Genomic DNA, 19,981 nt, shown 5'->3' with positions numbered 1-19,981 from the left:
CTGCGGGAGAGATGGGGGAGGGGGAGCACAAAGATCGAGAAAAGGAAGGGCGACGAAGCGCGGGAGGGGGCGGCAACCAAACCCCCGTTTTTCTCCGCCCCCGCCCCTTTTCTCGCCGTGCGACGGCCGTGGCCGCCCCGCCTCACGGGGCGGTGACGCGCACCTCCGGGCCCAGCTGCCCGGCGCCCGTCACGGGGCCCTCCGAGCGGACCGTGGCGAGCCCGGTGAGGGCGGCCAGCGGCGCGAGGTCCACCGGCTCGCTGCGGGCCGGGTACAGCCGGAGGTGGCGCAGGCCGGGGAACACCCCGGCCAGCCGGGGGAAGGCGGTCCCGTCGACGTGGGAGAGGCACAGGGTTTCGAGCCCGGGCAGGACCGTCCCGGCGGGGCAGCCGCGCACCTGCGCGTCGCTCAGGGCCAGCGACACCACGGCAGGCAGACCGGCCAGGTCGTCCCAGTCCCCGGGGGCGAGGCCCGGCACGTTCCACAGGTACAGCTCGCGCAGCCGTCCCGGGCGGGGGAGCCGCCGCAGCCCGTCCTCGGGCAGCCCCGTGACGAGGAGCCGGGTCAGGGAGCCGGGGAGGTCGGCGGCCGACCACGGGGTGTGGGGGGAGACGTCGAGGAAGAGCTCGTCCAGCCGGGTCAGCGCCGACAGGGGGCCGAGCTCGGGCCGGAGCTCGGCCGGCTCCAGCCGGAGCACGCGGGGGTCGCACCGCTCCAGGAGGTCGGCCCGTGCGGCGGGGGAGACCCGGCGGTGGATCTGCAGCTGCTCGGGCCGCAGGCCGAGCCCGAGGAGCTCCGCGGCCTGGGCGTCGTCGTGGACGGAGTAGCGCAGGTCGGTGGGGTCGAGCCGGGCCACGACCTGTTCGGCGTAGGGGCGGGTCTCGAACCACTGCCAGGCCCAGACCAGCTGGGAGCGGACGTGGAGCGAGGGGTGCCCGGCGAACCGGGAGAGGTAGAGGAGCGCCGCGTCGCCCGGGATGTGGGAGGCCGTCACCGTCGACAGGCGGGCCGCCCGCTCGTCGGCCTCCTCGGGGCCCGGCAGCAGGCCGAGGACCATGCGGCCGGCCGAGGCCAGCTGCCGGGCCTCGGCCGCGGTGCGGGGCGGCACGATCTCCGCCGTCCTGGCCAGGATCTCGGCGCGGATACCGGGCTCGACCTCCGTCGCGTGGTCCAGGGCCGTCGCGGCCAGCACCAGGACGCGCAGCTGGACCCCGCGGTCGTCGGTCGCGTCGGCGGCGGCCAGGAGCTCGCGCAGGATGTCCGCGCACTCCCGTGGCCGGGCGTGCCCGACCGCCATGCGGATGACGTCCTCCCACTGGTCGTCGGCGGCGTGCCGGGCGAGGACGCCGATGTCCCAGCGGTCCACCAGGGCCTTGGCGGCCAGGTAGTCCTGGAAGGTGCGGTGGACGAACTCGACCGTGTCCGCCGTCGGCTCGCGGAGCAGCCCGCTGCGGTGCAGGAGGTGGGTGAAGACCTGGTCCGGGCCGTACGCGGCCGCCTCGGGGACGGCCGGGAGGGCCTCGGCGACGGTCGCCTCCGCGTGGTCGCGGTCCATCTGGGTGCGGCCGTTGAGCGTCAGCCAGTACGCGAGGCGCTGGACCAGCTGGATCTGCGGCGCCTCGTCGAGGTCGACGCCGTACGGGGCGCCCATGTCCCGCTCCCGGTCGCGCCGGGAGAGGAGCAGGGACAGCGCGGCCTCGTAGAGCGCCTTGCGCCCACGGGGCAGGAAGCCGCGCCGGTCGAGGTGGAGGGCGCAGACGAGGCCGCACATGAGGGGACTGGTGGCGAGCCGGGCGACGTGCTCGGTGGCGCGCAGGGCGTCGAGCAGCGGCTGCTCGTACGGCTCCGCCGCGGACCCGGCGGCCCGGTGCCACCGGCGGACGAAGGTGGCGACCTGGGTGCGGTTCATGGGCGCGAGGGTCAGCTCGGCGAAGCCGTCGCCGGCCAGCCAGTCGTCCCGTACGGCGGTGGGGCGGGAGGTGACGAGCCAGCGGTTGCCGTCGTAGGCGTCGAGGAGGTCGCGGAGCCATGAGCGGGCCCGGCCCCGCTCGGCCTCGGGGATCTCGTCGATGCCGTCGACGAGGATCAGGCCCCGCCCGTCGGCCAGGACCCGGTCGGCCCAGCCCTCGGGCGGGGTGAGCGGGCAGCCGGCGGCGGAGAGGAAGCGGTCGGGGGCGGGGAGCCGCTCGCCGTGGCGGGTGAGGGCGCGCAGCGGCAGGACGAAGGGGACGCGGCCGTCGAGGTAGGCCATGCCGTCGGCGCGCACCTCGTTCGCGGCGGAGACGGTGAGCCACTGGACGAGGGTGGTCTTGCCGGAGCCGGCGAGGCCGCGGAGCAGGATCCTGTCGTGGCGGGTGAGCGCCAGGTCGGCGCGGACGGTCGCCTCCTGGTCCGGAGGGGCGGCGAGGTCCTCGGGTCCGGTCGGCGGGCGGCCGGGCCCGGCCGCCTTCTCCGTCGCCTCCAGCGCCAGGTAGGCGAGGTCCAGCGGCCACGCGTCCGGTGAGTGGCGCAGGTCGAGGCCGTAGATGGTGAGGCGGCCGTGCTTGCGGGCCAGATGGGCCAGGTAGCGGCGCTCGAACTCCGCGTCGTGGCCGTCGGCCCGGGGGGTGCGGCGGATGACCTCGTCGATCTTGGCGATGAGCTCGGACTGGCCCCGGGTCTGCTCCACCAGGCTGCGGGGGACGAAGGTGGAGCGCTGGGTGAAGAACTCCAGGATGTGCAGGCAGGCCCACTCGGTGAGGGTCTCCAGATAGAGGACCGCGTCGGTGGAGAGGCCGTCGGGCGCGGGGGCGGCGGCCCGCAGGCGGCGGGCGAGCGCGCGGTGGCCGAGGCGGACGGCCTGGACGTCGTCCATGTCGAGGTCGCCCAGGGCGAGGAGCGTCGTGCCCAGGGTGGTGGTGACGGCGGTGGCCTCGTCGGCGGGGAAGGGGGCTTCGCCGCCCCCGCCGAGGGAGCGCTCGACCAGGGTGGCCGCGAGCCCGCGGACGTCCTTCTCGGCGAGGGTGCGCTTCTCGCCGCGGAAGGAGAGGAGGCCGGAGAGCCTGACCTTGTCGGCCTTGCCGGTGAGTCCCGCCCCCGGACCGTCGCTGACCAGCAGTTTCTTCAGGATCGGGCCGATGGCGGCCGAGGCGAGGCGCGTGCCGATGAGTGCCGGTTCCATGTGTGTCCCCCCGTGGGTCCCCGAAGCGGTCAGCGTAGTCCGGGACGGGGTTCCGGAGCCCCCGGTCGCGTGACCCAGGTCGCAACGGGGGCGGCGGGCTGGTGACAAGGCGCACAGGGGTTTCGAAGGGTACTAACAGGAATAGTGGCGCTCATTGCGCGCGATTCGGTCTTTTCGGTGCGAACCGTCGGGACCTTGGTCCCCCGGGGTCCCGAACCGGGCGGGAGGTGGCCTTTCGGGCGGTTCAGGGCACCCGCGACATGGGGTTAAACCGGTTTTCTTGTGGCGGTATGTCCGGTTTCAAGATGTGAAGCCAAGGCCGTCAAGAGGCGATCTGCCCGGGAGATCGCTACGACGCTATGTCGTAGATGGGGGGTTTTGGGCTGGGTGGGGGTCCGGGTTACCAAGGATGAGCAAGCCCGACGCAGAGCCCCTTCCGCGTCGGGTCCCGTACTTCCCGGAGGTTTTCCCCCGTATGTCGAAGCGCGTCATGAACCCCGCCACCCGTACCGCCGCCGTCGCCCTCGCCGCCGCGGGTCTGGGAGCGTCGCTGGTGGCCGGAGCAGGGTCCGCCTTCGCCGCCGAGGGCAAGGCCGTCGCCCCGGTCGCCGTGACCGCGTCCGCCGCGGTCGCCGCCCAGGCCGAGACCCAGGCCCACGTCGCCGCCCAGGTGAAGGCCGCGGCGGCCAAGACGGCGGCCGTGAAGGCCGCGGTCGCGAAGAAGGCCGTCACGGCGAAGAAGGCCCCCGCCTGGGTCAAGCCGGTCAGCTCCTACACGCTGAGCGCCAGCTTCAACCAGGGCGGCGCCATGTGGGCCCACAAGCACTCCGGCCAGGACTTCGCCGTCCCGGTCGGCACCCCGGTCAAGGCCACGGCCGCCGGCACCGTCGTGAAGGCCGGCCCGAACGGCGGCGGTGACGGCCCCGCGTACGGCAACGCGATCGTCGTCAAGCACGCCAACGGCCGCTACTCGCAGTACGCCCACCTGTCGAAGATCAAGGTGCACATCGGCCAGAAGGTCGGCGCCGGCCAGCAGATCGCCCTTTCGGGCAACACCGGCAACTCCTCCGGCCCCCACCTGCACTTCGAGATCCGCACGACCCCGAACTACGGCTCCGCCGTGAACCCGGCCGCCTTCCTGCGGTCCCACGGCGTCGGCATCTGATCCGACTCCGTACGCGTCACCGGGCCGGATAGGCCTGACTGATCAGATCGAGGGCGACCTCGAGGACGGCCCCGTGCTTGTCCTCCGGGTCGCCCTCGACGTTCTGCATGAAGAACGTGCCCGCGTGCAGCGTGAAGATGGCGCTGACGCAGCGGACCTTGTCCGTCATCGCGAGGTCCGGCTCCTGGATCAGGTCGCTGAGCGTGAGCATGCGCTCCTTGAAGGTCAGGCCGATGCTGAGCTCGCGGACGGTGGCCTGGTTCTCCTGGATGAAGCGGAAGAGCGGCTCGGCCGCGCGCAGCGCCACCTGGTACCGCCGCAGGACCTCCCGCTTGGTCTCCAGGCTGCGCGGCTGCCCCTCGGCCCAGGCGATCAGCTCGTCCATGGGCCGGGTCAGGTCCTCGAAGATCCCGATGAGGATGTCTTCCTTGGTCTTGAAGTGGTAGTACAGCGCGGCCTTGGTGACGTCGAGGCGTTCCGCGATCTCGCGCAGCGAGGTCTTCTCGTAGCCCTGTTCGGCGAAGAGGTCGAGAGCCACGTCCTGGATGCGCTGGCGGGTGTTGCCTCGGGCCTGGGCCATGGTCTCTCGCTTCCACGCTTACTTACTTGACGACCGGCTAGTGCTGCGTCTACCGTCCCCAGTGTAGTAACTAGCCGGGCGGCAAGTAAGGGAAAGACATGGCGACCAACGAGACACCCACGACGGCCGAGGGAGAGGCGCCACCTGCGCGGAGCGTCCGTGTCGTCCTGCTGGCCCTGATGATCGCGATGCTGCTCGCGATGCTCGACAACATGATCATCGGCACTGCCATGCCGACGATCGTCGGCGAGCTCGGCGGCCTGGAGCACCTCTCCTGGGTCGTCACCGCCTACACCCTGGCCACCGCCGCCTCCACCCCGCTCTGGGGCAAGGTCGGCGACATGTTCGGCCGCAAGGGCGTCTTCCTCACCTCGATCGTGATCTTCCTGATCGGCTCGGCGCTCAGCGGCATGGCCCAGGACATGGGCCAGCTCATCGGCTTCCGCACCGTCCAGGGCCTCGGCGCCGGCGGCCTCATGGTCGGCGTCATGGCGATCATCGGCGACCTCATCCCGCCCCGCGAGCGGGGCAAGTACCAGGGCATGATGGCCGGCGTGATGGCCCTCGCCATGATCGGCGGCCCGCTCGTCGGCGGCACCATCACCGACCACTGGGGCTGGCGCTGGTCCTTCTACATCAACCTGCCGCTCGGCGTCGTCGCCCTCGCCATGGTCACCACCGTCCTGCACCTGCCGAAGAAGCAGCGCGCGACCGGCACCCGGATCGACTTCCTCGGCGCCGGACTCCTGACCGTCGGCATCACCGCGATCGTCCTCGTCACCACGTGGGGCGGCACGGAGTACGCCTGGGGCTCCGCCACGATCATCGGCCTCGCGGTCGGCGGCGCCCTCGCGCTCGCCGCCTTCCTCTACGTCGAGACCCGCGCGAGCGACCCGATCATGCCGCTGCACATCTTCCGCAGCCGCAACTTCACGCTGATGTCCCTGATCGGCTTCATCACCGGCTTCGTGATGTTCGGCGCGGTCCTCTACCTGCCGATCTTCCAGCAGTCCGTCCAGGGTGCCTCGGCCACCAACTCCGGCCTGCTGCTCCTGCCGATGCTGCTGTCGATGATGGTCGTCTCGCTGGTCGTCGGCCGTGTCACCACCAGCACCGGCAAGTACAAGGTCTTCCCGATCGCCGGCGGCGCCCTCATGGTGATCGGCCTCTTCCTGCTCTCCACCATGGACACCGGCACCTCGCGGCTGGTCTCCGGCGTCTGGATGGCCGTCCTCGGCGCGGGCATGGGCTTCCTCATGCAGATCACCATGCTGGTCGCCCAGAACAGCGTGGAGATGAAGGACATGGGCGTCGCCTCCTCCTCCACCACCCTGTTCCGGACGCTCGGCTCGTCCTTCGGCGTCGCCGTCATGGGCGCGCTCTTCACCAGTCGCGTCCAGGACGAGATGACCGCCCGCGGCGGCTCCGGCCTGACCGAGCGGACCGCGCAGCTCGACGCGGCCAGCCTGGCCAAGCTGCCGGCCGCGCTCCGCGAGGCCTACCAGCACGCCGTCGCCACCGGCACCCACGGCGCCTTCCTGCTGGCCTCCGCCGTCGCCGTCCTCGGCTTCGCGCTCGCCTTCTTCGTCAAGGAGGTGACGCTCCGCGGCGCCGGACCGGCCGCGGCGCCGAAGCCCGCGGCGGGCGACGACTCCCCGAAGGTCGCCGAGACCGTCTGATCCCGGCACGCACACGGCGGTGGGGCGGGTCCTTCTCCCGAAGGACCCGCCCCACCGCCGTCTCCGCACGCCCTCCGAGCCCCCGCTCACTCCGGCCGCAGGACCGGGAAGCTCCCCGTGTTCGTCGGGGCGTGGTCCGGCAGCCACAGCACCGCGATGGCGCCGCCCACCCCGTTCGGCGCCCCCTCGGCCGCGACGTTCCGGAAGGTCAGCCGGGCACCGAGCACCCGCGCCTGACCCGACGCGATGGTCAGCCCCAGGCCGTGGCCCTGCCCCGCGCGGTCGCTCGTCCCCGTACGGAACCGGCTCGGCCCCTCCTTGAGCAGCGCCTCGGGGAAACCGGGGCCGTGGTCGCGGACCCGGACCACCCGGCCCTCGACGGTGACCTCCACCGGCGGCTTGCCGTGCTTGGCCGCGTTCGCCAGCAGGTTGCCGAGGACCCGCTCCAGCCGCCGCGGGTCGGTGTTCACCCACGAGTCGTGCACCACCCGGACGACCACCCCGGGGTCGAGGGCGCGCACCCGCCGCTCCACGAACTCGCCGAGCGCGATCTCCTGGAGCTCGGCCCGCTCCGACGCACTGTCGAGCCGGGCCACCTCCAGCACGTCCTCGACCAGGGTCCGCATCGCCTGCGCCCGGTCCCGCACCAGCTCGGTCGGGCGCCCCGGCGGCAGCAGCTCGGCCGCCGTGAGGAGCCCGGTCACGGGGGTCCGCAGCTCGTGCGCGATGTCCGCGGTGACCCGTCGCTCGGCCTCGATCCGCTCGTTCAGGGCGTCGGTGAGGGCGTCGACCGCCCACGCCAGGTCGTCGGTCTCGTCCCGTACGACCCCGCCGACGGCGTCCCGCACCCGGACCTCGGTGTTGCCCTGGGCGACCCGGCCGGCCGCGACGGCGGCCTTCCGCAGCCGCCGCGAGAGCTGGCCGCCGATCAGGACGCCGAGCGCGCAGCCGCCGAAGACCACCGAGACGGAGCCGATGACCAGGGCCCGGTCCAGATCGCTCATGATCGTCGCGCTGCGGTCGGCGAAGGGGATGTGCAGCGACAGCACGTCGCCGCTGGCCAGCGGGACGGCGGCCCACACGTCGGGCGGCCCGCCGTGCCGGTGCTCCTGCACGAACGTGCCCCGCCGCTTGTCCCGCATCAGCTGGTCGAGCTGCGGCGGCAGCGCCGGGTCGTTGATCTTCGTGCCGAAGCGGGGTTCCTTCGGCTTCGACGTCTCGTACATCCGCTGGGCGAAGAGCAGCCGCTCCATCTGGACCTCGCGCGCGTTGTCCAGCATCGAGATCCGGGCGGCGTTGTGCACGACGATGCTCAGGGTGACCGCGATGAGCGCGCCGACCGCCGCGATGGCGACGGCGATCTTCCAGCGGACCCCGGTCCGCAGGGGGAACAGCTTCACCGGACCGGCCCCGTCCCGGGAGAGGGGGAGGGGAAGGCGGCGGGGACGGGAGCGCAGTGGTGGGGAATCATGCCGGGCTAGCTCTTGAGCTTGTAGCCGAAGCCGCGGACCGTCTCGATCCGGTCCTGGCCGATCTTGGCGCGCAGCCGCTGCACGTGGACGTCGACGACCCGGGTGTCACCGCCCCAGCCGTAGTCCCAGACCCGCTCCAGGAGCTTGTCCCGGGACAGGACGGTGCCCGGTGCGGCCGAGAACTCCAGGAGCAGCCGCATCTCGGTCGGCGTCAGCGCGACCGGCCGGCCGCCGCGGCGGACCTCCATGCCCTCGGTGTCGACCTCCAGCTCGCCGAAGGCGAGGACCCCGCCGTCGCCCGGCGCGTCCCCGTGCTCGCCGCCGGCGCCGCCCGCGTGCCCGAAGCGGCGCAGCACGGCCCGGATGCGTGCCATGAGCACCGAGCCGTCGAAGGGCTTGGTCACGTAGTCGTCGGCCCCGGCCTCCAGACCGAGGACGACGTCGATCGAGTCGGCCCGCGCCGACAGCATGATGACCGGCACCGTCGACTCGTCGCGGATGCGACGGCACAGGCTCACCCCGTCCATGCCCGGCAGCATCACGTCGAGCAGCGCGATGTCCGGGCGCTGCGCCCGGAAGGCGTCCAGGCCGGACAGCCCGTCGGGCATGGCGGTGACGCGGAAGCCGTCCCGCTCCAGGGCGAGCTGGGTGGCCTCACGGATCACGTCGTCGTCCTCGACGAACAGGACATGGGTCTCGGCCATCGTGCGTGCCCTTCGGGGAGAGGAGGCGGGAAACGGAGGCGGCTCGGATGCGGCGGTCTGCGGTCTGCGGTCTGCGGTCTGCGGTCCGGGGTCTGCGGTCGGTCGGTCGGCGGGCGGAGGGGAGCGGCGGGTCCGCCGGTCAGTCGGCGGCGGGTGCGCTGGGCGAGGGCGCCACCTCGGGGCCGTCGCCGACCGCGCGGCTGTAGTCGTTGTGCACCCAGTCGTGCTGGGTGAATCTGTTCCCCGACCAGCGGTAGGTGATCACGTCCTCGCCCGAGGGGTACGCCACCGGGTCGCCCTCCGCGTACACCTGCTTGGTGACGACGAGGTCGCCCCGGTCGATCGTCCCGTAGACCGCGGCGTCCTCGGCCATGAAGACGTTCTCGTACCGGTCGCTGCGCATGCGGTAGACGTACGTGCCGATGCCCACGGCGTCGCCGCAGGTCATCACGTTCACGACGACGTCGGGGGCCGACGCGTTCGTGAGGTTCCCGTAGGAGGCGTCCACCGGGTAGGCGTCCGCGACGCACGGCTTCAGGTCCGCCTTGAGCCGCTCGCCGATCTTCGGGTCGGCCTTGAGCAGCGCGATCGGATCCACCCGCTCGGCCGACTGCGGCCCCGCGGTCGCGGAGGGGGAAGGAGTGGGGGCGGCCGCGGCCACCTCGTCGGTACGGGCGGCGCCCTCGTCGCGCGAGCCGGTGCCGCCGGTGGAACAGGCGGCCAGGGAGAGCCCGGCCGCGGCGACGACCAGCCCGGCCACCGCCGTCGCCCCCGCCGCCCGGGGGGTACGCCGAGGGCGGCGCCGTCCGGTCGGGAACCGGGCGTCGCCGCCGCTCGCACCGGGGCCGCCGTCCTGGCGTCTGCCCCCGCCGTCTCCGTCGTCTACGCCGCGCACCGCTCCCGCCCCCCTTCGTCACCTCGTACGGCCGCCCGCTCCCCGGTCCGCCCCAGGGCGCGGGCGTCGAGGTCACGGCTCTCCAGCTCCTGGCGGAGCCGGGCGAGCGCGCGATGGAGCGTGGACTTCACCGTACCCGTCGACATGCCGAGGGCCGCCGCCGTCTCCTCGGTGCTCATCTGCTCCCAGTGGCGCAGCACGACGACGCTGCGCTGCTTCGGGGCCAGCACCTTCAGGACGTCCATGAGCAGGGCACGGTCGGCGTGCTGCTCGGTCGGGTCGTCGACGCACGCGTCGGGAAGCTGCTCGGTGGGCACCTCCTCCAGCTTGCGGGAGCGCCACCACTCGGTCCGGGTGTTGATCATGACCCGGCGCAGGTAGGCGTCGGCCAGGGACTTGTCGGCGATGCCGTCCCAGCGGCCGAACGTGCGGGCCAGCGCCGTCTGGAGCAGGTCCTGGGCATCGACGGGGTCGGCGACGAGCCGGCGGGCGCTGCGCAGCAGCGCGTCCTGCCGTGTGCGTACGTACTCCTCGAAGTCGAGCACCTCGCCGTGCCTCATCCGAACCGCCTCCGATCCCCGTGACCAGCTCTGTTCCTCGTGTCGTCGCCGACGCTACGGAGCGGTTGTCACGGAGCTGTGCGGGGCAGCCGTCGGCGGACGCACGGCTACCCATCGGTTGTGTAACAGCGGGGACGGAGCGGGTGTGGGAACGGCCCGGCGAGGGGAACGGGGCAGGCCCTAGGAGAGCGGGAGGCGGTAGTACCCGCCCTCCAGCGGCTCGACGAGGCCGTCGGCGACGAGGCCGTCCAGGGCCCTGGCCCGCTGCACCGGCTCGTCCCAGACCACGTCCAGCGCCGCCTGGCCCACCGGGTCCGCCGACTCGCGCAGGACGGCCAGCAGCCGGCCCCGCACCTGCCGGTCGGTCCCGGCGTACGTCTGGCCGCGCCGCGGCGGACCGTCGTGCGCGGGCTTCCCGGCCTGCAGCCAGGCGCACCGCTCGGCGATCGGGCAGCGCCCGCAGTCCTCGTTCTTCGCCGTGCACACCAGGGCGCCCAGCTCCATCGAGGCGGCGGCCCAGCGGGAGGCCGTCGCCTCGTCCTCGGGCAGCAGGGCCCGGGCCAGCCGCCGCTCGGCGGCCGTGGTCGCGTTCGGCGGGTACTGGACGCCGCTCGCCGCGCGCGCGAAGACCCGGCGCACGTTGGTGTCCAGGACCGCGTGCCGCTGTCCGTACGCGAAGGAGGCCACCGCCGCCGCCGTGTACTCGCCGATGCCGGGCAGCGCGAGGAGCTGACCGTGGTCGCTGGGGACGTCGCCGCGGTGCCGTTCCGTTATGGCCACGGCCGCCGCGTGCAGCCGCAGCGCCCGCCTCGGATAGCCGAGCCGGCCCCAGGCGCGGACCGCCTCACCGGGAGCCTCGGCGGCCAGGTCGGCCGGGCGCGGCCAGCGCGCGAGCCACTGCTCGTACACCGGCAGCACCCGGACGACCGGGGTCTGCTGGAGCATGAACTCGCTGACCATGACCCCCCAGGCACCGGCCTCGGGGCGGCGCCAGGGCAGGTCGCGGGCGTGCCGGTCGAACCAGGCGAGGACGGGCCCGTGCAGCGAGGCGGGAAGCGCCGGGGCCACGGGGCTCTCGGCGGCGGGGGGAGTGTCGATGGAAGTCATGGCACCCCCGATCCTGGCACGTCCGCGGCGTGATCAGTAAGCGCCGTGGCGTGCGCGCCGGGGCTGCTCGGAGTGCGCCGGAGCGTGTGTGGCGGCGTGCGCTGCCTGTCCGCGCCCCGCGCACCACACCACGGCCCCGTTCCGGCTCGACCTGGCCGTCACCACCAGCGACTCCACGGGCCGCCGGGCCGCCCGCATCACGACGAACGCGACCAGGGCGCCGACCAGCAGGCCCACGGTGACGTCGTGCGGGTAGTGCACGCCGACGAAGACCCGGGAGAACGCCATGAGCAGCGCCATCGGCACGGTCAGCCAGACGATCCCGCGCCAGGACAGGGCGAGCGCGATCGCCGCGGCCCCGGCGATGGCCGAGTGGTTGCTGGGGAAGGACCAGTCGCCGTGCGGCGGGCAGGCGACGAGCGAGGCGGGCGCCCCGGCCACCGCGCGGCAGGGACGTTCCTCGTCGACCAGCGACTTGAACGCCTCGCTCACCACGTATCCGAAGGCGGTGGCGAGCGGGGCGAGCAGCGCGAGCGCCATCGCCCGGCCCGACCCCTCGCGCGAACGCCACCAGCCGGCCAGGAACAGCACCCCGAAGAGCAGCAGTCCGGCCTCGGTCCAGACCTCGGCGAGCCACTGGAACCAGTGGGGAGTGGAGTGGGCGAAGTCGGCGACGTCGAGATAGAGACGGTCGGAGAGGTCGAGGAGGGTGTTCATGGTGGACGACGCTAACCGGAATTCCGGACCCCTCGCCCCGGGCCGACGGCCAGAGCACCCCCCGACGAAAGTAGGGGCTCGCGATTCGCGCCGTTTACCCCCGATTTACCGTGGGGTTCGCGGAAAAGTTCCCGGAACCCGTGGATGTGATCATCGGCAAAACTTGCGGTCTCGGGCGGCGGGTGGGGCGGGAGTTGGGCCGGATCTCTCGTAAGGTTCGGGTCGTGGGATCTTTGCGCAATCCGGTCGGGCCGCTTCCCTCCACCATCTACTGGCGACGGAGGGCGGTCGCGGTATGCCTGGTCGCGCTTCTGGCCCTGCTCGCCGTATGGGCCGTCACCTCGGGTGACGGGGGCGGGAAGAAGGGGAACGACGGCGCCAACGGCGCGTCGCCCACCCCGCCCTCCATCACCCCGGGACCCTCCGGCAGCGGCCCCGCGATCAGCCAACAGCCGGGCGGCCGCGACGAGTCGGACGACTCCGGTGACTCCGGTGACTCCGGCGGCGGCGCCACGGGCGGCGCCACGGGCGGGGACGCGGGTGCCGACGGCGGCGCGGACTCCGGCACCGAGGGCGGCGGCAAGAACGGCGACACCGACGGCGCCGGCGGCGACGGCGGCGCGGGCACCGGCGCGGGCCAGCAGGTCCCCGCGAACTCCCTGCTCCCGAACTGCCCCGCCGGAGCACTGCAGTTGACGCTCCGCACCACCAAGATCTCCTACGAGGGGGGCGAGAAGCCCCGCTTCCAGCTCGTCGCCCGGAACACCTCGGCCACCGCCTGCAAGGCCGACTTCGGACCCCGCGCCGCGGTCCTCACCATCAGCGACGCCCGGGACGACGAGGTCTGGTCCTCCGCCGACTGCCCGCGCCCCGGCAACCCGGTCCTGCTGCGCGTCCCCGCCGGCTCCACCGTCACCCACACCGTGGAGTGGGACCGCGGACGCAGCGCCCCGCAGTGCGCCACCGCCCCCGCGGGCCCGGCCGGCCCCGGCACCTACCTGGTGGAGGCCGCCATGGCCGGCGCCAAGGTGCCGCCGGCCTCCTTCACGCTGACGAAGGACTGACCGCCCCGGACCGGAAGCGGTACCCCGGGCACACCCGGGAAGCGGAACCGGAACCGCTCGGACCCGTCGGCCCACGGGCCGGACCCGTCGCCGTTCGGGCCGGACCGACCGGCCCAGCGGCCGGACGTACCGCTCCAGTGGTCAGACGTACCGCTCCAGGATCGAGGACTCCGCCAGCCGCGACAGGCCCTCGCGCACGCTGCGGGCGCGGGCCTCGCCGACGCCGTCGACGGTCTGCAGGTCGTCCACGCTCGCCGCGAGCAGCTTCTGCAGCCCGCCGAAGTGCTCCACGAGCCGCTCGATGATCGCGCCCGGCAGCCGCGGCACCTTCGCGAGGAGCCGGTAGCCGCGCGGCGACACGGCCGAGTCGAGGGTCTCCGGCGAACCGCTGTATCCCAGCGCCCGGGCCACCACCGGCAGTTCGAGCAGCTCGGTGTGGGTGAGCGCGTCCAGCTCGGTGAGCGCCTCGGCCACCGTCCGCGCGCGCTTGGCGGTGGGCTCCGGCACGTAGTCCCGGATCACCAGCTCCCGCTCCGGCTCCACGCCCGCGATCAGCTCGTCGAGCTGGAGCGACAGGAGCCGGCCGTCGGTGCCCAGCTCGACCACGTACTCCGCGATCTCGGTGGCGATCCGGCGGACCATCTCCAGGCGCTGGGCGACCGCGGTGACGTCCCGGACCGTGACCAGGTCCTCGATCTCCAGCGCGGAGAGCGTGCCGGCCACCTCGTCGAGGCGGAGCTTGTACCGCTCCAGGGTCGCGAGGGCCTGGTTGGCGCGCGACAGGATCGCGGCCGACTCTTCCAGGACCCGGCGCTCGCCGTTCACGTACAGCGCGATGAGCCGCATCGACTGCGACACGGAGACCACCGGGAAGTTGCACTGCTTGGAGACCCGGTCCGCCGTGCGGTGCCGGGTGCCGGTCTCCTCGGTGGGGATGGAGGCGTCCGGCACCAGCTGCACACCGGCACGGTGGATCTTGGTGATGTCCTTGTCGAGGACGAGCGCGCCGTCCAGCTTGCACAGCTCGCGCAGGCGCGTGGCGGCGAACTCGACGTCCAGCACGAAACCGCCGGTGGCCATCGAGTCGACCGTCTTGTCCAGGCCGAGCACGATGAGACCGCCGGTGTTCCCCCGGAGGATCCGCTCCAGGCCGTCGCGCAGCGCGGTGCCCGGCGCGACGGCGCTCAGGGCGGCGCGCATCAGCGCTTCGTTGCCGGAGCCCGCGCCGGACTTTCCAGGAGCTGCTGCCCCGTCCTTGGCTGCCACTGCACTCCTCCGGCTCGTACGGATGGGCGAGACCAGGGCAAAGTCTAGCGACACCACCCCGCCGCCCTCCGCCCACGACCGATCCGGGGTGGTCCGAAAGGCGTCCCCACCCTGACCGGCGGCTAACCCTCGGCACCCTCCGGCGCCTTCGCACGGCGGCTGCGCGGCAGCACCCGCAGGGCGTCGCCCATGTCCGCGACCTCCGTGACCTTCATGCCCGCCGGCACCTTTCCGGGGTCCCCGGGCACCAGCGCGTGGGTGAAGCCCAGCCGGTGCGCCTCGGCGAGCCGGCGCTGCACGCCCGTCACCCGGCGCACCTCGCCGGCGAGCCCCACCTCGCCGATCGCCACCAGGTTCTTCGGCAGCGGGGTGTCGCTCGCCGCCGAGGCGAGCGCGAGGGCGATCGCCAGGTCCGCGGCGGGCTCGGTGAGCTTCACCCCGCCCACCGTCGCGCTGTAGATGTCCCGCTTGCCCAGCGCGCTGATCCGGCCGCGCTGTTCCAGGACGGCCAGCATCATCGAGACCCGGGAGGTCTCCAGACCGGAGGTGGTCCGCCGCGGCGAGGGGATCTGGGAGTCCACCGTCAGCGCCTGCACCTCGGCGACCAGCGGCCGGCGGCCCTCCAGGGTGACCGTCAGGCACGTGCCCGGCACGGCCACGTCGCGGCGGGTCAGGAAGAGGCCCGAGGGGTCGGCCAGGCCCGTGATGCCCTCGTCGTGCAGCTCGAAGCAGCCGACCTCGTCGGTCGCCCCGTACCGGTTCTTCACGCCCCGGACCAGGCGCAGCCGCGCGTGCCGGTCGCCCTCGAAGCTCAGGACCACGTCGACCAGGTGCTCCAGGAGCCGCGGGCCCGCGATGGCTCCGTCCTTGGTGACGTGGCCGACGAGGAGCGTGGACATCCCGCGCTCCTTGGAGGCCCGGATCAGCGCCCCGGCGACCTCGCGGACCTGCGCCATGCCCCCGGGCGCGCCGTCGATCTCCGGGGAGGCCACGGTCTGCACCGAGTCCATGATCAGCAGCGACGGCTTCACCGCGTCGAGGTGGCCGAGGACGGCGGACAGGTCGGTCTCGGCCGCCAGGTACAGGTGGTCGCTGAGCGCGTTGATCCGGTCGGCGCGCAGCCGGACCTGGCTCGCGGACTCCTCGCCCGTCACGTACAGCGTGCGGTGCTCGTCGCTCGCCGCCTTGGCCGCGACGTCGAGCAGCAGCGTCGACTTGCCGACGCCCGGCTCGCCCGCGAGCAGCACGACGGCGCCGGGCACCAGACCCCCGCCGAGGACCCGGTCCAGCTCGTCGACACCGGTCGAGCGCGCGGTCGCCTGCCGGCCGTCGATCTGGGCGATGGGGACGGCGGCGGTGGAGACCCGGCCGGCGGCGGTCGTCCGGACGGCGGGCGCGCCGTACTCCTCGACCGTCCCCCATGCCTGGCACTCGGGGCAGCGGCCGAGCCACTTGGCCGTCTGCCAGCCGCACTCGGTGCAGCGGTAGGACGGCCGTTCCTTGGCGGATTTCGTACGGGCAGCCATGTCGCACACCGTATCCGCCGCCACCGACAACGGGCCGCCGTCCTCCACAGGGGGGAACGCCACGCCGGAGGAAGGCCCGCTCCGTGTCCCCTTTCGAGCGATAGCTTCACCCGTAAGAATGAGAATGGCTCAACCGGTACGAAGAGTGCCCCGCGGCTTGCCTACGGTCTCCCAGTGACGAGCAGCAGGCTGGATTCCCCCACAGGCACCACCGGCGCCCACCGGGCGCCCCGCGCCGCGGACCGGGGACCGCGGACGCTCGGCCGGCGGCCCCCCGCCCGCTACGAGGCCGCCCTCGACGGCCTCTTCACGTACTGCCTCTCCGTGCTCTGCGACCACGACACGGCGACCGCCGTCCTCGGCGACGTCCTCGCCGTCGCCGAGCGCCACCACGGCCGCTGCCCCTCCGACGAGGACGGCCGCACGGCCTGGCTGTACGCCCTCGCCCGCTGGGCCTGCCTGCGCAGCCTCGGCGAGCAGCGCCGCAAGCGCCAGGGCGCCCACACCGGCCGCCCCGCCGTCACCGCGCCCGAACCGCCCCGGGTCTCCGAGGAGACCGCCGACCGGCGCCGCGCCGACCTCGCCGCGCTCGCCTGGCCCGAGGCGGCCGGCACCACCCCCGAGCAGCGCGAGGCCCTGGAGCTCGCCGTCCGGCACGGCCTCAGCCGCCGCCAGGTCGCCGCCGTCCTCTCCCTCGACCCGCTCGCCGCCCGCGACCTCCTCGCCACCGCCGGCTGCGAGGTCGAGCGGACCCGCGCCGCCCTCGCCGTCGTCGAGACCGGCGGATGCCCCACCGTCGCCCGGCTCACCGGCGACCACCGGGTGCTCCTGTCCGCCGCGCTGCGCGCCGAGCTCGTCCGGCACGTCGACGACTGCCCCCGCTGCCGGCGGGTGGCCGAACGCGTCGGCACCGGCGGCCCCTGGCCCGGCGGCTCCGCCCTGCCCCCCGCCCGGCTGCCGCTCGTCGAGGCGCCCCGGGCCGCCGCGTACATGGCGATGCTGCACGTCCCCCGCGCGCGTGCCGGGGCCCCGCGCTTCGCCCCCACCGGGTTCCCCATGGACCCCAAGGACCACGTGGCACGCCGCGACCGCATGCGGGCCCGCGCGGTGACCACCACCGTCGTCGCGGCCGTCGTCGCCGCTCCCGTCCTCGCCCTGTGGACCTCCTACCGGGGCACGCCGGTCGTGGACGCGAGCGGCCGCGACGGATCCCGGGTCAGCGCCCGCGAGTCCGACGGCACGACGGGCCCGGACGGCCGCCCCTACGACCACTACGAGAACGCGGGCAACGCCCGGGCCACCCCCGAGCCGCGCTTCACCCAGGGCAGCCGCGCCCCCGACGTCTCCGTCGAGGTCGTCAGCCCCGGCGGCCCGCCCGCCCCGTCCCGCCCCGGCGAGCCCGCCGCCGGCTGGATCACCGTCACCGCGCGCGGCCACGGCGACCTGACCTTCCTCACGCTCACCGCGTCCGGCGGCTCCGCCGTCGACTGGTCGCTGTGGACGGACGCGCCCTGGCTGTACGTGACCCGGGCCTCGGGCACGCTCGGCCCCGGCGAGTCGGTCACCGTCACGGTGGGCGTCGACCACGCCCGCGCTCCCCTGGGCGCCTGGAGCGCGCGGATCGGCGTGAACCCCTCGGGCGCGGAGGTACGAATCGACGGCTACCGGCCGGCCCCGCCGACGGACGACCGGGTGATCACGCCCCCGCCGGTCACGACGACCGAGCCGACCACCCCGCCGACGACCCCGCCGACGACCGAGCCGACCACGCCGCCCACGTCCCCGCCGACCACGGAACCGACCACGCCGCCGACCACCGAACCCACGACCCCGCCGACGACGGAGCCCACCACCGAGCCGACCACCCCGCCGCCGACCACCGAGGAGCCCCCGCCGACGACCTCGGACCCGGGCACACCCCCGTCGTCGGGCGGCCCGTCCTAGGACGGGCCCGACGTCTCAGCCTCCGCCCCGGCCTGGCCCGCCCGGCCGGACCGCCGCGGACGGTCAGACCGCCGGGTCCGCCGGGTGCGGGGCGACGAGCGGCAGCTCCGAGGCGAGCCGCGCCTCGCACAGGCCCGCCAGCACCCCGTACGCCTCCTCGCCCATCATCTCGACCAGCTCGGGCCGGTAGGAGACGTAGACCGGCTCCCCGCCCACGTGCGCGGAGGTCGCCGTCGTGCAGTACCAGTGCAGGTCGTGGCCGCCCGGGCCCCAGCCGCGCCGGTCGTACTCGCCGATCGACACCTGGAGCACCCGGCTGTCGTCGGGGCGGTCGATCCAGTCGTACGTCCGCCGCACCGGCAGCTGCCAGCACACGTCCGGCTTCGTCTCCAGCGGCTCCCGGCCCTCCTTCATCGCCAGGATGTGGAGCGAGCACCCCGCGCCCCCGGCGAAACCGGGCCGGTTCTGGAAGATGCAGGACCCCTCCCAGCGGCGGGTCTGCCGGTCGCCGTCCTCGTCGAGCTGGACCCAGCCCGTCTCGCTGCCGACGTCGTGGAACTGCCACAGCTCCGGCGTGAGCCGCGCCACGTGCTCCGCGACCCGCTTCTCGTCGTCCCCGTCGGAGAAGTGCGCGCCCAGCGTGCAGCAGCCGTCGTCCGCCCGCCCCTCCTGGATGCCCTGGCAGCCGTTGCCGAAGATGCAGGTCCACCGGGAGGTCAGCCAGGTCAGGTCGCAGCGGAAGAGCTGCTCCTCGTCGGCCGGATCGGGAAACTCGACCCACGCGCGCGCGAAGTCCAGCCCCTTCTCGTCGGGCTCCTCCGGACCGCCCCGCTTCTGCTTCCCGACCTTGACCGCCTTCACGGCCTTCGCCGCGTGCGCGGTCCTGGCGGCCTTGGCTCCGCCGTCGCCGCCACGGTCTTTGTCCTGCTTCGCCTTCTTCGTCTTTGGCACAACACCAAGCGTATGACGGTGGGCGCAGTAGCGTTCCGCCCATGAGACTCGGAGTCCTCGACGTCGGTTCGAACACAGTGCACCTCCTGGTGGTGGACGCCCACCCCGGCGCCCGCCCCCTGCCCGCCCACTCCCACAAGGCGGAGCTCCGGCTCGCCGAACTCCTCGACGAGCGGGGCGCGATCGCCCCCGACGGCGTCGAGCGGCTCATCGCGACCGTCCGGGACGCGCTCCTGGCCGCCGAGGACAAGGGCTGCGAGGAGGTGCTGCCGTTCGCCACCTCCGCCGTGCGCGAGGCCAGCAACGCCGACGCCGTGCTCGCCCGGGTCAGGGACGAGACCGGAGTCGACCTCCAGGTCCTCACCGGCGGGGAGGAGGCCCGCCTCACCTTCCTCGCCGCCCGCCGCTGGTTCGGCTGGTCCGCCGGCAAGCTGCTCCTCCTCGACATCGGCGGCGGCTCCCTCGAAGTCGCCTACGGCATCGACGAGGACCCGGACGCCGCCGTCTCCCTGCCGCTCGGCGCGGGCCGGCTCACCGCCGGCTGGCTCCCGGGCGACCCGGCCGACGGCGAGGACGTCAAGGCGCTCCGCCGCCACGTGCGCGCCCAGATCGCCCGTACGGTCGGGGAGTTCAGCCGCTTCGGCCGGCCCGACCACATCGTCGCCACCTCCAAGACCTTCAAGCAGCTCGCCCGCATCGCCGGCGCGCCCGGTTCCGGCGAGGGCCTCTACGTCCAGCGGATCCTGACCCGCAAGTCCCTGGAGGAGTGGGTCCCGCGCCTCGCCGGGATGACCGCCCCCGAGCGCGCGGCCCTGCCGGGCGTCTCCGAGGGCCGCGCCGGCCAGCTCCTCGCCGGCGCCCTGGTCGCGGAGGGCGCCATGGACCTGCTGGGCGTCGAAGAGCTGGAGATCTGCCCCTGGGCGCTGCGCGAGGGCGTCATCCTGCGCCGCCTGGACCACCTGCCGGAGCACTGACACGGCCGGCGGCCGCCCCGACCGCCGCCTGCCGCCCTCCGACCGCGCCCCGACCGCCGCCCCGTCGCCGGTCACGTGGGGCCGCCCCCGGACGGGCCGCCCCGGGCGGGCCGCCCCCGGACGGGCCGCGCCGGGCGTGACCGGCGGGGCCGGGCGGGCGTGACCTGCGGGCTTCGCCGGGCGTGACCGGAACCACCCTCCGGCCCCCCGGCCCGCC

16 protein-coding genes are annotated in these 19,981 nt (G+C 74.1%); 5 read left to right on the top strand and 11 right to left on the bottom strand.

Annotation, left to right across the window (positions count from 1 at the left end):
• Nucleotides 1-142: 142 nt before the first annotated feature.
• Complete coding sequence (locus ACZ60W_RS33795; protein WP_469759226.1) at nt 143-3,160, bottom strand: NACHT domain-containing protein; 3,018 nt, start codon at nt 3,158-3,160, stop codon at nt 143-145.
• Nucleotides 3,161-3,635: 475 nt separating this feature from the next.
• Here ACZ60W_RS33795 and ACZ60W_RS33790 point away from each other — a divergent pair, with 475 nt between their 5' ends.
• Nucleotides 3,636-4,325, top strand: a complete 690-nt coding sequence (locus tag ACZ60W_RS33790) for a M23 family metallopeptidase (RefSeq protein WP_469759225.1) — start codon at nt 3,636-3,638, stop codon at nt 4,323-4,325.
• Nucleotides 4,326-4,341: 16 nt separating this feature from the next.
• Here ACZ60W_RS33790 and ACZ60W_RS33785 read toward each other — a convergent pair whose 3' ends face one another.
• Nucleotides 4,342-4,905, bottom strand: coding sequence for a TetR/AcrR family transcriptional regulator (locus tag ACZ60W_RS33785; protein WP_469759224.1), 564 nt, complete (start codon nt 4,903-4,905; stop codon nt 4,342-4,344).
• A 98-nt stretch (nt 4,906-5,003) separates the two neighbouring features.
• On the opposite strand from ACZ60W_RS33785, the gene ACZ60W_RS33780 reads away from it, so the two are divergent.
• On the top strand, nt 5,004-6,584 hold the full coding sequence (locus tag ACZ60W_RS33780) for an MDR family MFS transporter (RefSeq protein ID WP_469759223.1): 1,581 nt from the start codon (nt 5,004-5,006) through the stop codon (nt 6,582-6,584).
• A gap of 86 nt (nt 6,585-6,670) precedes the next feature.
• On the opposite strand, the gene cseC is transcribed toward ACZ60W_RS33780, so the two are convergent.
• The 6 genes from cseC to ACZ60W_RS33750 form a co-directional block, all read right to left on the bottom strand.
• Nucleotides 6,671-7,984, bottom strand: coding sequence for a two-component system sensor histidine kinase CseC (gene cseC, locus ACZ60W_RS33775; protein WP_469759222.1), 1,314 nt, complete (start codon nt 7,982-7,984; stop codon nt 6,671-6,673).
• Nucleotides 7,985-8,061: 77 nt separating this feature from the next.
• A complete protein-coding gene (gene cseB / locus ACZ60W_RS33770; RefSeq protein ID WP_469759221.1) occupies nt 8,062-8,760 on the bottom strand; it encodes a two-component system response regulator CseB in 699 nt (232 codons plus the stop codon).
• A 139-nt stretch (nt 8,761-8,899) separates the two neighbouring features.
• On the bottom strand, nt 8,900-9,655 hold the full coding sequence (locus tag ACZ60W_RS33765) for a hypothetical protein (RefSeq protein ID WP_469759220.1): 756 nt from the start codon (nt 9,653-9,655) through the stop codon (nt 8,900-8,902).
• Nucleotides 9,643-10,215 (bottom strand): SigE family RNA polymerase sigma factor, encoded by a 573-nt coding sequence (locus tag ACZ60W_RS33760; RefSeq protein ID WP_469759219.1) that lies wholly within the window; start codon nt 10,213-10,215, stop codon nt 9,643-9,645. Before ACZ60W_RS33760 ends, ACZ60W_RS33765 begins: the two co-directional genes overlap by 13 nt.
• Before the next feature lie 180 nt (nt 10,216-10,395).
• Entirely contained in the window at nt 10,396-11,322 is a 927-nt protein-coding gene (locus ACZ60W_RS33755; protein ID WP_469759218.1) for an HhH-GPD family protein, read from the bottom strand.
• Nucleotides 11,323-11,355: 33 nt separating this feature from the next.
• Nucleotides 11,356-12,039 (bottom strand): phosphatase PAP2 family protein, encoded by a 684-nt coding sequence (locus ACZ60W_RS33750; RefSeq protein ID WP_469759217.1) that lies wholly within the window; start codon nt 12,037-12,039, stop codon nt 11,356-11,358.
• Nucleotides 12,040-12,263: 224 nt separating this feature from the next.
• On the opposite strand from ACZ60W_RS33750, the gene ACZ60W_RS33745 reads away from it, so the two are divergent.
• On the top strand, nt 12,264-13,103 hold the full coding sequence (locus tag ACZ60W_RS33745) for a hypothetical protein (RefSeq protein WP_469759216.1): 840 nt from the start codon (nt 12,264-12,266) through the stop codon (nt 13,101-13,103).
• A gap of 141 nt (nt 13,104-13,244) precedes the next feature.
• Here the strand turns inward: ACZ60W_RS33745 and disA are convergent, their stop codons facing one another.
• Both disA and radA read right to left on the bottom strand, forming a co-directional pair.
• Nucleotides 13,245-14,369, bottom strand: coding sequence for a DNA integrity scanning diadenylate cyclase DisA (gene disA / locus ACZ60W_RS33740; RefSeq protein ID WP_366308939.1), 1,125 nt, complete (start codon nt 14,367-14,369; stop codon nt 13,245-13,247).
• Nucleotides 14,370-14,491: 122 nt separating this feature from the next.
• Nucleotides 14,492-15,895 carry a DNA repair protein RadA gene (radA, locus tag ACZ60W_RS33735; protein ID WP_469759215.1) on the bottom strand — a complete coding sequence of 468 codons (1,404 nt, stop codon included), beginning with the start codon at nt 15,893-15,895 and terminating at the stop codon, nt 14,492-14,494.
• Between the two features lie 174 nt (nt 15,896-16,069).
• Here radA and ACZ60W_RS33730 point away from each other — a divergent pair, with 174 nt between their 5' ends.
• A complete protein-coding gene (locus tag ACZ60W_RS33730) occupies nt 16,070-17,839 on the top strand; it encodes a BACON domain-containing protein (RefSeq protein ID WP_469759214.1) in 1,770 nt (589 codons plus the stop codon).
• A 63-nt stretch (nt 17,840-17,902) separates the two neighbouring features.
• Here ACZ60W_RS33730 and ACZ60W_RS33725 read toward each other — a convergent pair whose 3' ends face one another.
• Nucleotides 17,903-18,790: a DUF3109 family protein gene (locus ACZ60W_RS33725; RefSeq protein WP_469759213.1), complete on the bottom strand. Its 888-nt coding sequence runs from the start codon at nt 18,788-18,790 to the stop codon at nt 17,903-17,905.
• A gap of 41 nt (nt 18,791-18,831) precedes the next feature.
• Here ACZ60W_RS33725 and ACZ60W_RS33720 point away from each other — a divergent pair, with 41 nt between their 5' ends.
• Entirely contained in the window at nt 18,832-19,764 is a 933-nt protein-coding gene (locus ACZ60W_RS33720) for a Ppx/GppA family phosphatase (RefSeq protein ID WP_469759212.1), read from the top strand.
• Nucleotides 19,765-19,981: the final 217 nt, after the last annotated feature.

This window comes from Streptomyces sp. NPDC104202 (assembly GCF_055584185.1).
This window is presented reverse-complemented; position numbering and strand designations above follow the sequence as displayed.

What these genes read in the sequence shown, in the direction of transcription:
- ACZ60W_RS33795 (WP_469759226.1), bottom strand. Translation starts at nt 3,160, where the DNA reads ATGGAACCGGCACTCATCGGCACGCGCCTCGCCTCGGCCGCCATCGGC.
- ACZ60W_RS33790 (WP_469759225.1), top strand. Translation starts at nt 3,636, where the DNA reads ATGTCGAAGCGCGTCATGAACCCCGCCACCCGTACCGCCGCCGTCGCC.
- ACZ60W_RS33785 (WP_469759224.1), bottom strand. Translation starts at nt 4,905, where the DNA reads ATGGCCCAGGCCCGAGGCAACACCCGCCAGCGCATCCAGGACGTGGCT.
- ACZ60W_RS33780 (WP_469759223.1), top strand. Translation starts at nt 5,004, where the DNA reads ATGGCGACCAACGAGACACCCACGACGGCCGAGGGAGAGGCGCCACCT.
- cseB (WP_469759221.1), bottom strand. Translation starts at nt 8,760, where the DNA reads ATGGCCGAGACCCATGTCCTGTTCGTCGAGGACGACGACGTGATCCGT.
- ACZ60W_RS33760 (WP_469759219.1), bottom strand. Translation starts at nt 10,215, where the DNA reads ATGAGGCACGGCGAGGTGCTCGACTTCGAGGAGTACGTACGCACACGG.
- ACZ60W_RS33755 (WP_469759218.1), bottom strand. Translation starts at nt 11,322, where the DNA reads ATGACTTCCATCGACACTCCCCCCGCCGCCGAGAGCCCCGTGGCCCCG.
- ACZ60W_RS33750 (WP_469759217.1), bottom strand. Translation starts at nt 12,039, where the DNA reads ATGAACACCCTCCTCGACCTCTCCGACCGTCTCTATCTCGACGTCGCC.
- radA (WP_469759215.1), bottom strand. Translation starts at nt 15,895, where the DNA reads ATGGCTGCCCGTACGAAATCCGCCAAGGAACGGCCGTCCTACCGCTGC.
- ACZ60W_RS33720 (WP_469759212.1), top strand. Translation starts at nt 18,832, where the DNA reads ATGAGACTCGGAGTCCTCGACGTCGGTTCGAACACAGTGCACCTCCTG.